Source organism: Marinactinospora endophytica (assembly GCF_054780875.1).
The window spans coordinates 315,005-328,245 of sequence record NZ_BAAGVM010000002.1 but is presented as its reverse complement, the minus strand read 5'-3'; the positions used below and the strand labels follow the sequence as shown (position 1 = coordinate 328,245).

Annotated in this window: 14 protein-coding genes; 4 read left to right on the top strand and 10 right to left on the bottom strand. The window is 72.2% G+C overall.

The annotated features are described in order from the left end of the window. Nucleotides 1–33: 33 nt before the first annotated feature. A complete protein-coding gene (locus ACYVHU_RS05395; RefSeq protein WP_078760627.1) occupies nucleotides 34–810 on the bottom strand; it encodes a GIDE domain-containing protein in 777 nt (258 codons plus the stop codon). 295 nt (nucleotides 811–1,105) lie between these two features. On the opposite strand from ACYVHU_RS05395, the gene ACYVHU_RS05390 reads away from it, so the two are divergent. From ACYVHU_RS05390 to ygfZ, 3 genes are all read left to right on the top strand, one after another. After that, entirely contained in the window at nucleotides 1,106–1,636 is a 531-nt protein-coding gene (locus tag ACYVHU_RS05390) for a nitrobindin family protein (protein ID WP_078760628.1), read from the top strand. Between the two features lie 424 nt (nucleotides 1,637–2,060). After that, complete coding sequence (locus tag ACYVHU_RS05385; RefSeq protein ID WP_078760629.1) at nucleotides 2,061–2,480, top strand: Fur family transcriptional regulator; 420 nt, start codon at nucleotides 2,061–2,063, stop codon at nucleotides 2,478–2,480. 52 nt (nucleotides 2,481–2,532) lie between these two features. Further along, nucleotides 2,533–3,561 carry a CAF17-like 4Fe-4S cluster assembly/insertion protein YgfZ gene (gene ygfZ, locus ACYVHU_RS05380; protein ID WP_432938157.1) on the top strand — a complete coding sequence of 343 codons (1,029 nt, stop codon included), beginning with the start codon at nucleotides 2,533–2,535 and terminating at the stop codon, nucleotides 3,559–3,561. Nucleotides 3,562–3,622: 61 nt separating this feature from the next. Here ygfZ and ACYVHU_RS05375 read toward each other — a convergent pair whose 3' ends face one another. From ACYVHU_RS05375 to ACYVHU_RS05335, 9 genes are all read right to left on the bottom strand, one after another. Beyond that, complete coding sequence (locus tag ACYVHU_RS05375; protein WP_498947686.1) at nucleotides 3,623–4,333, bottom strand: type 1 glutamine amidotransferase; 711 nt, start codon at nucleotides 4,331–4,333, stop codon at nucleotides 3,623–3,625. A gap of 11 nt (nucleotides 4,334–4,344) precedes the next feature. After that, nucleotides 4,345–5,601, bottom strand: coding sequence for a MurT ligase domain-containing protein (locus ACYVHU_RS05370; RefSeq protein ID WP_078760946.1), 1,257 nt, complete (start codon nucleotides 5,599–5,601; stop codon nucleotides 4,345–4,347). A gap of 166 nt (nucleotides 5,602–5,767) precedes the next feature. Then, the gene (locus ACYVHU_RS05365; RefSeq protein ID WP_498947684.1) at nucleotides 5,768–7,702 is read right to left on the bottom strand and encodes a coiled-coil domain-containing protein; all 1,935 of its coding nucleotides are present in this window, start codon (nucleotides 7,700–7,702) and stop codon (nucleotides 5,768–5,770) included. Between the two features lie 195 nt (nucleotides 7,703–7,897). Continuing rightward, nucleotides 7,898–8,206 (bottom strand): DUF1416 domain-containing protein, encoded by a 309-nt coding sequence (locus ACYVHU_RS05360; protein WP_078760633.1) that lies wholly within the window; start codon nucleotides 8,204–8,206, stop codon nucleotides 7,898–7,900. Then, a complete protein-coding gene (locus tag ACYVHU_RS05355) occupies nucleotides 8,203–9,042 on the bottom strand; it encodes a sulfurtransferase (RefSeq protein ID WP_078760634.1) in 840 nt (279 codons plus the stop codon). The genes ACYVHU_RS05360 and ACYVHU_RS05355 overlap by 4 nt, the downstream gene beginning before the upstream one ends. 482 nt (nucleotides 9,043–9,524) lie before the next feature. Beyond that, nucleotides 9,525–9,614, bottom strand: a complete 90-nt coding sequence (locus ACYVHU_RS05350; protein WP_432938153.1) for a putative leader peptide — start codon at nucleotides 9,612–9,614, stop codon at nucleotides 9,525–9,527. Between the two features lie 69 nt (nucleotides 9,615–9,683). Further along, a complete protein-coding gene (locus ACYVHU_RS05345) occupies nucleotides 9,684–10,004 on the bottom strand; it encodes a thioredoxin family protein (RefSeq protein ID WP_078760635.1) in 321 nt (106 codons plus the stop codon). Nucleotides 10,005–10,110: 106 nt separating this feature from the next. Further along, a complete protein-coding gene (locus ACYVHU_RS05340) occupies nucleotides 10,111–10,800 on the bottom strand; it encodes an LmeA family phospholipid-binding protein (RefSeq protein WP_078760636.1) in 690 nt (229 codons plus the stop codon). A 201-nt stretch (nucleotides 10,801–11,001) separates the two neighbouring features. Next, nucleotides 11,002–12,174 (bottom strand): putative quinol monooxygenase, encoded by a 1,173-nt coding sequence (locus tag ACYVHU_RS05335; protein WP_432938149.1) that lies wholly within the window; start codon nucleotides 12,172–12,174, stop codon nucleotides 11,002–11,004. A gap of 262 nt (nucleotides 12,175–12,436) precedes the next feature. Here ACYVHU_RS05335 and ACYVHU_RS05330 point away from each other — a divergent pair, with 262 nt between their 5' ends. Continuing rightward, nucleotides 12,437–13,228: an HAD family hydrolase gene (locus ACYVHU_RS05330; protein WP_078760638.1), complete on the top strand. Its 792-nt coding sequence runs from the start codon at nucleotides 12,437–12,439 to the stop codon at nucleotides 13,226–13,228. Nucleotides 13,229–13,241 lie beyond the last annotated feature (13 nt).

Below are 13,241 nucleotides of genomic sequence, written 5' to 3'. Positions count from 1 at the left end.
TAGTGCCCGCCCCCCTCGGGTGCCCGTGGGGGCTCACACCCCGGCGAGGACCAACGCCAGCCCCACGAACGCCGAGGCGACCGTGCCGCCGCCGAGCAGCAGCGCGCCGGCGCCGCGGGCCTGCGGTCCCGCCTCTTCGGCCGCCCCCCACTCGATGCGCAGCCGGCCGTCCGGAGGCGCCACGATGACCGGTCGGCCGTCGCGCAGCACGACCCGGCCGCGCACGACGACGGGGTCGCCGGGGCGGATGACCCACTCGCGGTACTCGAACTCGATCGTCTCACCGCGGAAGATCCCGGAGACACGCCCCTTGATACGGCCGAGGAGGTCGTCGGCGGGGGCCGGCACCCCGCGCTGCGGGCGCCCGACCAGCCGTTGCAGGCACATGTCCACGCCCACGACCTCGGCGTCCCCGGGGTCGACGAGGACGCCGGCCCTCGGCGGCCCGTCGCCGTTGGGCGCGGCCAGGCCGAACAGCTCCGGCGACCCGTACTCGGCGATGGGGTCGCAGCCGCGCACGCGCTCGCGCTCGCCCTCACCCCGCTCGGGAGAGCGCCACGTCCAGTAGTGGCGGAGCACCTCGTGGCCGTGCCACACGCAGTCGACCCGGGCGAGGCGGGACTCCACGAGACCGTCCGGTCCCGGCACCGCACGCCCCGGTATGGCCACGTCCCTGCCCGCGCGCGCGGCCAACGCCCGCGGTCGCACCTCGGCGAGGGCGCGCTGTCCGAGCCAACGACGCAGGGCGAGAAAGGCCGGAGGTGCCAGGATCGCCGCGCCGATGAGGAGGGCTGTCCCGATCACCAGCATGTGGGCCGCCTCTTCTTCTCGTTCTCGTTGGTCGGTGGTCGTCGGCTAACCATGATCGTGCCTCGCCGCGACGTTTGAATCCTCTTTACCAGTTTCCGCGGTGATATCGATCATGGTCGCGATCGTCATGATCACCCCCGGGCGTTGCGGCTTCACACCCGGCACCTACCCGGCGTGGGCGGACGCCGCGCGAATCGGAGGTTTCCGACAGTCGTTGAACCGGGGACGAACCACACCGCGATCTGGACGGCCACCGGTACGGTCCGGTGCGCCCGCGCCGCTAATCTCGATCACTATGCAGCAGCCTGAGGTGCACCCCGATCTGGAGAGACTGTCGTTCCTGCTCGGCCGTTGGGAGGGGGTCGGCGTCGCCGGTTATCCGGACATGGAGGAGTTCCAATTCGGCCAGCAGGTCGAGTTCACGCACGACGGAGGTCCGTATCTGAACTACCGTAGCCGCGTCTGGCGGGTGCTCGAGGACGGCTCCCTCGGTGATTTCGTGACCTCGGAATCCGGCTACTGGCGGGTGCGCCCGCAGACGTCGGAGGGCGGGGAGTCAGACGCTCCCAGCGTCCACGTCGAGGTGCTGCTCTCTCACCCCGAGGGCTTCACCGAGGTCTACGTCGGCACGATCTTCGCCAACCGCGTGGAGGTGTCCACCGACGTGGTGCTGCGCACCGAGACCGGCAAGGGTGTGACCGCCGGCCACCGCCTGTACGGCCTGTTCGGGGAGAATCGCGAGATCCTGGGGTACGCCTGGGACCTCGCGGCCGACGGCCACGAACTCCAGTCCTACATGTCCGCCCAGCTCAAGCGCGCGGCCTAAGGCCCGCGCGCCAAGCGCGATGCGCGCCCGGCCATGGGGGCGGAACGCTCCAGGGGCGCGGCGGAGGGCCGCGCCCGGACATGGACGGACCCCCGGGCTCGGAGCGCCGAGGCGCTCCGTGGCCGGTGGACAAGGCCGGCCACCCGGAGGTCTGGGTGTCCATCAGGGATTCGCCGGAGCGATCCCGTATACGGGTCGCCCTAGCGGACGAACACCTCGCGAGTCCTAAAAGAATGCACTTTCGGACCACCTCCCTTCTTGCGTGCTTATGACGCTACGTCCCCTGGCGCGGGTGGGGCAAATGTTTTTCCGGCCCCGCCCTCGGCCCACCCGGGTGAGCTCCGCCACCACCGTCCGCGCGGCGTGGGGACGGCCGTTGCCACCGCGGCGTCCAGACCTCCACCGGGGACCGTAGACTCGGTTCATGTCGCACACCTGGCGTGAAGAGCTGCGCTCTCGCGGCTACCGCGTGACGCCGCAGCGACAGCTCGTCCTCGAAGCCGTCCGCGAACTTGAGCACGCCACTCCCGACGCGATCTGCGCCCGCGTCCAGCAGACCGCCTCGGGCGTGAACCTGTCGACCGTCTACCGGACACTCGACGTCTTGGAGAAGGTCGGCCTGATCACCCACACCCACCTCGGCCAGGGCTCGACGGCCTACCACCCCGCGGAGGAGGCCGACCACCTGCACGTGGTGTGCCGCGGGTGCGGCGAGGTCTCCGACATCTCCCTGGACGCGGCGGCGGGCCTGGTCGAAGCGCTCGACCGCGAGCTCGGCTTCGAGGCCGACCCCCACCACCTCACCGTGTTCGGCCGCTGCGCACACTGCCGCGCGCCGGCCTGAAAGCGACGTCGGGCGGCCTTCGTCCCGGCGGCGGGGACATAGGCTCGGGGGTATGACTTCGCCGCTGCTGAAGCGTCCTGGCGCCGTCGCCGCCGAGCCGCCGGACGCCGACATCGCCGCCCACTATGGTGAGCCCGCCCAGGAACAGCGCGCGCTGGACCGTTCCTGCGGCTGGGTGGACCGGAGCAACCGAGGCGTCGTCCGCGTCTCCGGTCCCGACCGGTTGGGCTGGCTGCACAGCCTCACCAGCCAGTTCCTCGACGGGATCGCGCCGGGCACCGCGACCGAGGCCCTGGTCATGGACAGCAAGGGACACATCAAGCACCATCTGTCGCTGGTGGACGACGGCACCGCGGTCTGGGCGCACGTCGAGCCGGGAACCGCCGAGGAGCTGGCCCGGTTCCTCGACTCCATGCGCTTCATGCTGCGCGTGGAGGTCGAGGACCTCGGCTCCACCCGCGGCGTCGTCACGCTCGCCGGGCCCGACCGCGAAGCCCGGCTGGCCGACGTGGCCGGACTTGTGGAGGACGTTCCGGTCCGGCGCGCCACCGACGAGATCGACCTGTTCGTTCCCGTCGAGAGGCTCGTCGAGGTGACCGACGCCCTCACCGAGGCCGGCGCCCGGCCGGCGGGCCTGTGGGCCTACGAGGCGCGTCGCATCGCCGCGCACCGCCCCCGGCTCGGCTTCGACAGCGACCACCGCGCGATCCCGCACGAGATGGGTTGGGTCGGTTCGGCCGTCCACCTGGAAAAGGGGTGCTACCCGGGCCAGGAGACGGTGGCGCGCGTCCACAACCTGGGACGGCCGCCCCGCCGCCTGGTCATGTTGCACCTGGACGGCACCGCCGAGCGCCTGCCCGAGCGTGGCGCGGCCCTGGAGCTCGACGGCCGCGCCGTCGGCGTGGTGGGCTCCTCCGCCCGCCACCACGAACTCGGCCCCATCGCCCTGGGCCTGGTGAAGCGGACCGTCCCGGTGGACGCGGACCTCACCGTGGACGGCATCGCCGCCGCCCAGGAGGTCATCGTCAGCCCCGACACCGGGGCCAACGCCAAGATCGAGCTGCGCCGCCGGCCCAACTGACCCGCGGAAGGGGCGGCGGCCCGGTCCAGGCCGCCGCCCCCGGAACGCGGGACGGGACGGCTCACAGCACCGCGGCCAGCCGCTCCTCGTGCAGGGCATCGCCCCAGGACCGCTGGAGCGGGGGGATGTCGCCCACGCGCATGCGCAGCAGGAGGTCGGCCAGCGCGGGGTTGCGCGGCAGCGCCGGGCCGTGCAGGTAGGTACCGATGACCTGCCCCTGGTAGGCCCCCTCCGTGGCGCCGTCGTTGCCGACACCGCGCACCGTGGTGGAGAAGGGACGGGCCGAGGGACCCAGCGCCGTGCGCCCCTGGTGGTTCTCGAACCCGGTGATGCGACCGACCCCCAGCGCGGGATCGACGTCGGCGACGATCTCGCCCACCGCGCGGGACGTGCCCCGGCCGCTGCGGATGTCGAGGATGCCCAGGCCCGGCAGGGGGTTGTCGGCGTCGTCACCGTAGGACTCGCCGATGATCTGGTAGCCGGCGCAGATGGCCAGGATCGCGGCCCCCCGCTCGGCCGCCCGCTTCAGGCCGCCGTCGGCGCGCAGTCGCTCCGCCGCGAGGATCTGCGGCCGGTCCTCGCCCCCGCCGATCAGGTAGATGTCGCCCTCGACCGGGACCCGGTCGCTGGAGTGGACGTGGATCGTCTCCGTGGGGATTCCGCGCAGTTCGGCGCGGCGGCGCAGGATGAGGACATTGCCCCGGTCCCCGTAGGTGCTGAGCAGATCGGGGTAGATCCACACGATCCGCAGCCTGCTGCTGGTGTCGCTCATGTTGGTCTTTCCTACTGGACGCGGCCGTAGGCCGTGCGGATCTGCTGGAAGGCCGTGTAGTTGGCGATGACGTCGACCTTGGTGATGTCGGGCTGTTCGGCCTTCAGCTTGGCGACGACCTCGTCCACGCGGTCGGCGATCTCGAACGGAACCTCGTCGGTCTCCAGACGCAACGCGAGGTCGGTGCGCCGCTCCCCCATGCAGAACACGCGGCGCCCGCGCAGCACGGTGTAGTCGACGTCCCACAGCCAGGAGGTGTCCTTGCCGTCGGGGACCTGGGCGTTGATGGACAGGATCACCGGGACGTGCGGCGGGCTGAGCACCGCGAACGACTCCAGCCAGCCCGCGGGGTTCTTGGCGAGCAGCAGCCGCACCTCGACGCCGTTGGTGACGACCGAGGTGTAGCGGCCCGCGACGGAGCGGATCTCGCGCAACCGGGGCAGCGCCTGCTTGGGGTGGATGCCGTAGGCCGCGGCGGTGGCCAGCGCGATGACGGCGTTGGCGCGGTTGGCGTCACCCGGCAGGTTGAGCTGCAACGGGAGCCGCTGGCCGTTGGGGTCGATGACGCTGTCGGTCTGGTTGTCCACCGCCCAGCTGGTGTCGGGCCTGCGCAGGCCGCACTCGGGGCACTCCCAGTGCGGGTCGGGGTCGCGCTTGAGGTGACCGCCGCACTCGGGGCAGCACCAGGAGTCCTCCTTCCAACGCTGTCCCGCCGAGACCCAGGTGGCGTAGCGCGCGCCGAGGCCGGCCCAGGCCACGAGCGGGTCGTCGGCGTTGGCGATGACGTGGGTCTCGCTCTTGGCCAGCGCCTCGCGCCACTTCTTGGCGAGCAGGTTGATCTCGGAGGCGCGGTCCATCTGGTCGCGGCTGAGGTTCATCAGCACGACCACGGCGGCGTTGGTCTCGCGGAGCACCTGGGGAAGGTACTTCTCGTCGACCTCCAAGACACCGTTGCGCGCGTCGGGGCTGTCGGCGAGCGCGGTGATGTGCCCGGTGGGCATGTTCGCGCCGTGCTCGTTCGTCGCGATGTCGCCGAGCTCGCGCAGCGCGGAGGCGATCAGCCGGGTCGTGGTGGTCTTGCCGTTGGTGGCGCTGACCAGCGACAACCGCCGGCCGCGGGCCAGCTTGGCGAGCAGGTCCGGTTCGACCTTGAGCGCGACGCGGCCTCCGATGACCGAGCCGTCGCCGCGCCCGGTGGCTCGGGACAACGTCGCCGCGCCCTTACCCAGTGCGGCGGCCAACTGGGCACGCAGGGGAAGTTCGCTCATGATCTCCACAATTCACTGGAATGACGAGACGCCTGAGTGATAGGCGATCGAACCCAGCCTATTGCCAACCGCAAAGGGCGGGCACGGGTGACACCTGCGCGGGAGGCCCGGCCCCGCCGGGGCGCGGTGGTGACGTCGCCTTCTCCACCGTCACCCCGGCCAACGACTAGCCGGCTTCGCGCATTCCCCCCTCGTTACGCCAGTCGGGGCGCTCGGGAGGCGGCCCGAGGTTGGGGCGTGGGGCCTCGTCCTCCTCGGCCGCGGGGGCCGGGGCGGGGACGCCGCCCGGTCCGGCCGCGGTGGCGAGCGTCGCATCGGGCAGCGTGAGAATGCCGGGGTTGGCGTCGGCGAGCACCGGGGTGCCGCCGTCGAGGACCAGCATCGCGGTGGGCGGCAGCGCGCGCATCCCGGTGGCGTCGCAGCGCAGCGTCTCCCCCGGGGTGGCGGAACCGCTGACGTCGGCGGCCTGGGCGGTGACACGCCCCCAGGCGGTGGCGGAGCGGACGTGGCGGACGAGGTCGAGGGGAGGGATCGTCCGGCCCGCGTGCCGGACGGGGATACCGGTGGTGACGCTCTCGGCCGGGTCGGTGACGTAGCCGTCGGCGATGGAGTCGCCCAGCGCCTCGCCGACGACCTCGGTGAGCGGGTGCAGGGGGAGCCGGTGCCCCTCCCCCACGCGCGCGGCCGCCTCGGACGCGGCCCGCGCGTCCGGCTGGCGCATGAGGACCGGCAGGCACCCGTCCTCGCCGAGCATCGCCAGGGCGTCGCGACTGGCCCTTCGGTACAAAAGGACGACCCCGGCCCCCACCGCCCCGGCCGCGCGCAGCAGGTCCCGGACCCGCGCGTCCGGCAGCGCGTCGGCGCCGCAGACCACGATGGTGTGCGCCCAGGGGCGGGGGGCGTTGCCGCGGCGGGCGCGCATCCGCAGCAGCTCGCTCAGCGCCGCGAGGGCGTAGGTGCCGTAGGAGCGTCCGGCCCGCTCCCCTGAGGAGCGGTCCGTGGCGATGATCTTGATCTGGGCGTAGGGCTCCTCGACGGCTTGGGCGCCGAGCCCTTCGAAGGCCACGAGGCGGCGCTCCAGCTCGGCCGCGCGTAACCGGTCCGCCCGATCGGGGTGGGGCAGGTCGCGCAGCCGCCGGCGTTGTTCCGCGGTGAGCGGCGACAACGCGGGGTCGTCGTCCGCGCCGGAGCCGTCCGGCAGCGCGAGCGCGCGCAGGGCCGCCGTGAGATGGGTGAGGGGCGCGTCGGCGCCCAGGATCCCCAGCAGCGTCGTCAGGAACTCCCTGTCGGCCGCCACGTCGGCCGCGGGCTCCGAGGCGCGGGCGGTGACGGCGAGCAGGCCGGCCCGGCCGGCCGCGTCGAGGTTCGCGCCGAGGGTCATGTGCGGCAGGTCGGCGGGCAGCACCCAGATCCGGGGGAGGACGGCGCACCTTCGGGCGAGCGAGGCGAGGTCGCCGGCCACCGCCCGGCCGGACAGGTCCACGACCGTGAGGTCTCCCCCGTCGCGCAGCAGGGAGGCGCCGAGGTTGGCCAGCAGCGCCGACCAGCCGGCCGGCGTCCCCCCGGCGACCGTGGCCAGGCGGGCCCACTCCGGGACGGCGACCCCGTACCAACGGGGCTGGGCCTCGTAAGCGCGACGGCGGGTCTCCCATTCGGCGTACTCGCGGGCGTGCTCCTCCTGGCGCTCGCGCAGCAACCGTTCGCGCTCCTGGTCCAGTTCCTCGACACGGCGCCGTTCCTCGACGAGCCGCCGCCGGACCGCCTGACGGCCCTGGAGTACCGCGAGGGCGATCGGGGCGGCGACGATCAGGCAGGCCAGGGACGCCGAGACCGCGAACAGCCCCGGAAGGACGCCGAGCGGCCACAGCGCGACGGCGAGCAGGGCGATACCCGCCAGCGCGGCCAGGGCGAAGGAGAGCGGCCGGTCGCTCTGGGCCTCGGCGCGGCGTCGGGCGGCGGCCCACTCCTCGTCGAGCGTCTCGCGTTCCGAGGGGCTCGGCCGCCGCGGGGCCGGACCGGGGTCGGCGACGACGACCTCATAACGCCAGCCGAGGTAGACCGATCCCGGCCGCCTCCGGTCCCCTTCTCGCGTGCTCGCCACCGCGTCGCACCTCCCGCCCGGCCGCGGGTGTGGCCCCGGCGGCTCTCCGTTGGTACGTCGGCATGGTGTCAGGCCGTAGCCCTCTTGTCACCGGCTCCCGCAGATTCCCCGGGACGGCGCCGCGGCCGCCCGCAGACACCGGACGCCGGCGGCACCGGGACCCGCTCCCGGTGCCGCCGGCGTCCGATGGGCCGTCTACGCCTGAACGGCCAGGTCGACGATCCTGCCGGTCTCGGCCTTCACCTCGTACTGGGCGGTGAACCCCTGGGAGGCCAGGACGCGCACCGTCCAGTCGCCGTCGGCGGCGAAGAAGCGGAACGTGCCCTCCTCGCCGGTGGCGACCTCGCCGACGAAGTCGCCCGAGGCGTTGAGCAGCCGCGCGTAGGCGCCGCTGAGCGGACGCCCGTCACGGGTGACCACCCCCTGGATGACCGCCTGGTCACCGGCGTTCACGTCGGCGAGGGCGACCCCTCCGACGGGAGCGCCGCAGCCGTTGTCGCTCACTTGGCCTCCCCCAACTCGACCGGGACGCCCACCAGCGACCCGTACTCGGTCCAGGAACCGTCGTAGTTCTTGACGTTGGACAGGCCCAGCAGCTCGTGCAGGGCGAACCAGGTGTGCGAGGAGCGCTCGCCGATGCGGCAGTAGGCGATGATGTCCTTGTCGAGGTCGACGCCCGCCTCGGTGTAGAGGGCGCGCAGCTCCTCCTCCGACTTGAAGGTGCCGTCCTCGTTGGCGGTCTTGGCCCACGGGATGTTGCGCGCGGTGGGGATGTGCCCCGGCCGCTGCGAGGTCTCCTGCGGCAGGTGCGCCGGCGCCAGCAGCTTGCCGACGAACTCGTCGGGCGAGCGGACGTCGACGAGGTCCTTCTTGCCGATCGCGTCGACCACCTCGTCGCGGAAGGCCCGGATCGAGGTGTCCTGCTCCTTGGCGGTGTACTGGGTGGCCGGCCGCTCGGGGACCTCCTCGACCAGCTCGCGGGAGTCGAGCTCCCACTTCTTGCGGCCACCGTCGAGCAGCTTCACGTCCTGGTGGCCGTAGAGCTTGAAGTACCAGTAGGCGTAGGCCGCGAACCAGTTGTTGTTGCCCCCGTAGAGCACCACGGTGTGATCGTTGGCGATGCCACGCTCGGAGAGCAGCTTCTCGAAGCCGGTCTTGTCCACGAAGTCGCGGCGGACCGGGTCCTGGAGGTCCTTCTTCCAGTCGATCTTGATGGCGTTGCGGATGTGGCCCTTGTCGTAGGCCGACGTGTCCTCGTCCACCTCGACGAGGACGACGTTCGCGTCGTCCAGGTGAGCCTCCACCCAGTCGGCGTCGACCAGGACGTCGGAGCGGCTCATGGGAACCTCCTTGTTTGGTTTGCGGGTCGTGCTACGTCACGGGGAAGCCGTCCGCCCACCCTCATCCGGTGTGCCTCGCGGAGGCGACGGCGCTCGGGGCGGGGGACGGCTCGCGCCGCCGGCGGGAACCGGAGGTCGCGAAGGCGGGAGGCAGAGCGGCCGGGCGACCGGCGGAAGCAGCCCACGGGGGACACGGCACGCGGGCGGGGAACGCCGCCCCAGCGGACGGCGCCCGCCTGGCGTGGGGAAGGAGGGCGAGGACCGGCGCCCCGGCCGTGTTCCCGCCGACCGGCCGCGCGGTCCTGCCGGTGGGCAGGGCTGTGGCCGGGAGGGTGGTGACGACGGCTGCGGGGGGACGCTGACCTCTGGGGTCGACCTTCATCGTGGTTCCCAGGTGCGTGAGCGGTGCTGAGGGATGTGGAGCGCACCCGTTGCGGGGTGCGGTCGCTTCCGTGGGGCGCGTACGGCGCCGTGGGCTCGCTCTACAGGGCAGCGCGACAGAGCGCGGTGGCGACGCGGCAGAAATCGACCGCGCGTCGCTTCGTCAAAAGCGCGTCTGTCAGGAAGGTCACGGTGACGATCGTACGGCGTGGGCCGCGGGATGTCACGGGTGCGCTAATTCACAGTGGCCGGGACCGGGGTCAGGGGATCGCGGCACCGAGCGCGGCGATGACGTCGGCCTTGCGAGGGGTACCGCTCGCCTGGCGGACGATCCGGCCCCCGGCGTCCAGGACGAGGACCGTGGGGGTGCGATCGACGCCGAGACGCCGGACGAGCTCAAGGTGGGACTCGGCGTCGATCTCGACGTGGGCCACCCCCTGGACGAGGGCAGCGACATCGGCGAGGATCCGCCGGGTCGCCCGGCAGGGCTGGCAGAAGGCGGTGGAGAACTGGACGAGCGTGGCGCGCTCTCCGAGCGGCGCGCCGAGCTCCGCCGCACCGAGGAGGCCTTCCCCGGTCATGGCCGTCCCCTCCGATCGTGTCCACGCAGGCCGTCCGCCCGCCGTCCCCGCACAGACGGCGGGGACGGCTCCCGCGGGCCCGCGGGGCCCGCGAACCGGGCCGGGGTCAGCCCTGTCCCCCGCCGCCGGTGATCGGGATGTCGCTGCCCTCGCCGGACAGTTCGACCCCGTTGGGCAGGGCCTCGACCCCGGTGATCTGGAAGTCGAAGGGCAACGGGGGAACGGCGACCGTCAGCGAGAGCCGCTCGGCGACGGAACCGAGGTCGATCTGGTTGCCGCCGGCGGAGACGTTGGTCGGGGTCATCGTCAGCGTGTCACCGTCGATGGTGATCTCGATGTCGCTCTCGATCGGGATGCTGAACCCTCCGACGGCGAGGTCGCCGGTGATGCGGGGGGTCCCGTTGTCGGTCTCGACGACGATGCCCTCGGGCAACCGCTTCTGCAGCTCGCTGTAGGGGAGCATGACCTTGGCCTGTCCCTGTTCCGCGGTCACCTGGGGGGTGGAGAGCAGGTCGGCCAATGGCGCCTGGACGCCGGTGAAGGTCGCGTCGACGCGCTCAAGCTGGACGTCGTTGACGGTCATCGCTCCGGTGACGATGTTGATCTCGGAGTACTCGCCACCGAAGAACTGGGTCAGGAAGGGGAAGCCACCGATGGTGACCTCGGGCTCCGAGGCCAGCTCGTACTGCTGGCTGACCCGCTTGGCGATCTCGCTCTGCGCGGCGTGGTGCAGGCCTCGATCAGCGGCCACCAGGACGACCAGCAGAAAGATCAGGAAGACGAGGAACTTTCGCATCGGGCTTCCAGCACACTCCGGTTGATTGCGGTGAACCGTCGGGGTCGTGTGTGACCTCGCGCCGGCGGCCCCGCCGGGACGGCGTCAGAACGGACGACCGGGTCGAACAACAGGAAGCGTACTTCAAACATCCGCTTTCGCTGTTTTCCGGTCTCTTTTCCCAGGGAACTCCGAGCGAACTCCCCGCAACGCCACGGAGACTCAGCGCGGCATCAGCATGCCCGCCAGGTTGTCGGCCGCCGAAGCCCCGGACAGGGCGAGCTCGATCACGTTCGTCGCCACGACGTGGGGGGCCCGCCGGCGCTCGAACTCCAGGACGTGCGGCTGCTGCTCGTGCTCCTCGTAGGCGAGCTGATCGCGGTAGATCGCGTAGACGATGCGCTGTGACGACGCGCTGGGCACCGTGTGGCAGGCGAACAGCAGGGTGTCCGGCTCGTGCCGCGCGACCTCCTCGACGACCTCGTCCGCGCAGTCGTCGAAGGCGTCACCATGCCCCTCGGCCAGGGTGTAGATGGTGATGATCCCGCGGAGCCGGGAGGGACGCGGCGGCGGCGCGGGCTCGGGGTCGTCGTAGTCGGCGCCGCGGCGTTTGCGTCGCACGTCATCCTCCTCGGTGTCGAAAGGTTCGTCTTCTTCGTCGTCGAATCCGTCGTCCTCGCGCGCGGCGCGGGACCCCGCGGAACGACGCCCCCGGCGGCGGCCGTGGTTCCGGTCGCGCGGCGGGGAGACCGCCCGGGTGAGCGTCCCCCACACACAGGCGACCGCGCCCACCAGCAGGAGCTGGCCGAGGATGTCCAGACCGAAGCGGCTGACGAGCACCTCGAGCAGCACCGCCGCGCCCGCCAACCCCACCACCGACAGCCGGTGCCGGGCCGCGCGCGGGCGATCGCGCAGGTCCCGCGCCACCACGATCGCACAGGTGAGAACCGCGATGAGGGCGAACCCGTGAACCAGGGCCAGGGCCGTCATGGGGATGACGTCGTAGTGGTCCGACGCCGCGGGATAGCCGTTGTCGTACCGGCCGCGCAGCCGGTCCAGGATCAAGATGACCAACGGCACGATCGTCAACGTCGTGACGACCAGCCGGACCCCGAACCTCGCGCGGGCGGACCCGATCGCGTACTCCACGGCCCCCCACCCCAGCAACAGCGGGCCGAGCAGCCCCACACCGATCTGGAAGATGCGGAAGGTGACCTCGGAGAAGTCGAGCAGCGCGCCCGGGAAGGCCGCGCTCAACGCGATCGTGACGGCTAGAGCCGAGCCCGTCCACGCCCACGCATGCAGGCTCGGGTTTCGGTGACAACGCGCAGCCAGCGCCGCGGTGGCGCTCCAGGCCACCAGGGCGCAGACGAAAGCTAGTCCTACCTCGACCATCCCGCTAATGATGCTGCACTTTCGGGCCACAATGCGCACGAACGGGGAGCCGAGCCTGACCGAACGGGCGAATCCCGCTGGCACACGGCCCCCTACCCGGGAGAGGATGTGAGTTACCTCACGAGATGATCCGCCTCTTCGCGACCACGCCGTCGCCACCCCACGGGAGCCTTAGGCTCGGAGCATGTGGGGCCATCTCCGACGCCGTGACAACGGCCGCGCCACTCTCGCTGGTCGAGCAGCCGCAGCGGCTGCTGAGGCGATGCTGGACGATCCGCCCCTCCGGGCAGCCGGGGGATCCGCGGCGTTCTTCGACGTCGACAACACGCTCATGCGCGGTGCGTCCATCTACCACTTCGCCCGCGGCCTGGCCGCGCGGGACCTGTTCACAACACGCGACCTGCTGCGTTTCGCCTGGGGCCAGATGGTGTTCCGGGTCAGCGGGAACGAGCGGGCCGGGCACATCAACGCCGCGCGCGAGGCCGCGCTGGCCTTCGTCGCGGGCCACAAGGTCGACGACCTCGTCTCGCTGTGCGAGGAGATCTACGACGACACGATGGCCGACCGGATCTGGGAGGGCGCCCGCGCCCTGGTCCAACGGCACCTGCGGGCCGGCCGGCGGGTCTGGCTGGTCACGGCCACGCCCGTGGAACTCGCCGACATCATCAAACGGCGCCTGGGGCTCACCGGCGCGCTCGGCACCGTCGCCGAATCGGTGGACGGGGTCTACACGGGCCGGCTGGTCGGCGACCTCCTGCACGGTCCGGCCAAGGCCGAAGCGGTGCGCGCCCTGGCCGAGCACGAGAAGCTCGACCTCGAATCGTGCACGGCCTACAGCGACTCCTACAACGACCTGCCGCTGCTGTCCCTGGTGGGCCACCCCAACGCCGTCAACCCCGACGACGACCTGCGCGGGCACGCCGCGCGCAACGGCTGGCCGGTACACGAGTTCCGCACGCACCGCAGGGCCCTGCGGGTGGGCGTGCCGGCGGCCTTCGCCGGCGCCGTGGCCGGCGGGGTCGCGGTCGGCATGGCCCGCCGCCGCCGCGTCTGAGCGCCGCCCCGCG

What these genes read in the sequence shown, in the direction of transcription:
- ygfZ (WP_432938157.1), top strand. Translation starts at nt 2,533, where the DNA reads ATGACTTCGCCGCTGCTGAAGCGTCCTGGCGCCGTCGCCGCCGAGCCG.
- ACYVHU_RS05340 (WP_078760636.1), bottom strand. Translation starts at nt 10,800, where the DNA reads ATGCGAAAGTTCCTCGTCTTCCTGATCTTTCTGCTGGTCGTCCTGGTG.
- ACYVHU_RS05330 (WP_078760638.1), top strand. Translation starts at nt 12,437, where the DNA reads ATGCTGGACGATCCGCCCCTCCGGGCAGCCGGGGGATCCGCGGCGTTC.
- ACYVHU_RS05390 (WP_078760628.1), top strand. Translation starts at nt 1,106, where the DNA reads ATGCAGCAGCCTGAGGTGCACCCCGATCTGGAGAGACTGTCGTTCCTG.
- ACYVHU_RS05385 (WP_078760629.1), top strand. Translation starts at nt 2,061, where the DNA reads ATGTCGCACACCTGGCGTGAAGAGCTGCGCTCTCGCGGCTACCGCGTG.
- ACYVHU_RS05370 (WP_078760946.1), bottom strand. Translation starts at nt 5,601, where the DNA reads ATGAGCGAACTTCCCCTGCGTGCCCAGTTGGCCGCCGCACTGGGTAAG.
- ACYVHU_RS05375 (WP_498947686.1), bottom strand. Translation starts at nt 4,333, where the DNA reads ATGAGCGACACCAGCAGCAGGCTGCGGATCGTGTGGATCTACCCCGAT.
- ACYVHU_RS05395 (WP_078760627.1), bottom strand. Translation starts at nt 810, where the DNA reads ATGCTGGTGATCGGGACAGCCCTCCTCATCGGCGCGGCGATCCTGGCA.
- ACYVHU_RS05355 (WP_078760634.1), bottom strand. Translation starts at nt 9,042, where the DNA reads ATGAGCCGCTCCGACGTCCTGGTCGACGCCGACTGGGTGGAGGCTCAC.
- ACYVHU_RS05345 (WP_078760635.1), bottom strand. Translation starts at nt 10,004, where the DNA reads ATGACCGGGGAAGGCCTCCTCGGTGCGGCGGAGCTCGGCGCGCCGCTC.
- ACYVHU_RS05335 (WP_432938149.1), bottom strand. Translation starts at nt 12,174, where the DNA reads ATGGTCGAGGTAGGACTAGCTTTCGTCTGCGCCCTGGTGGCCTGGAGC.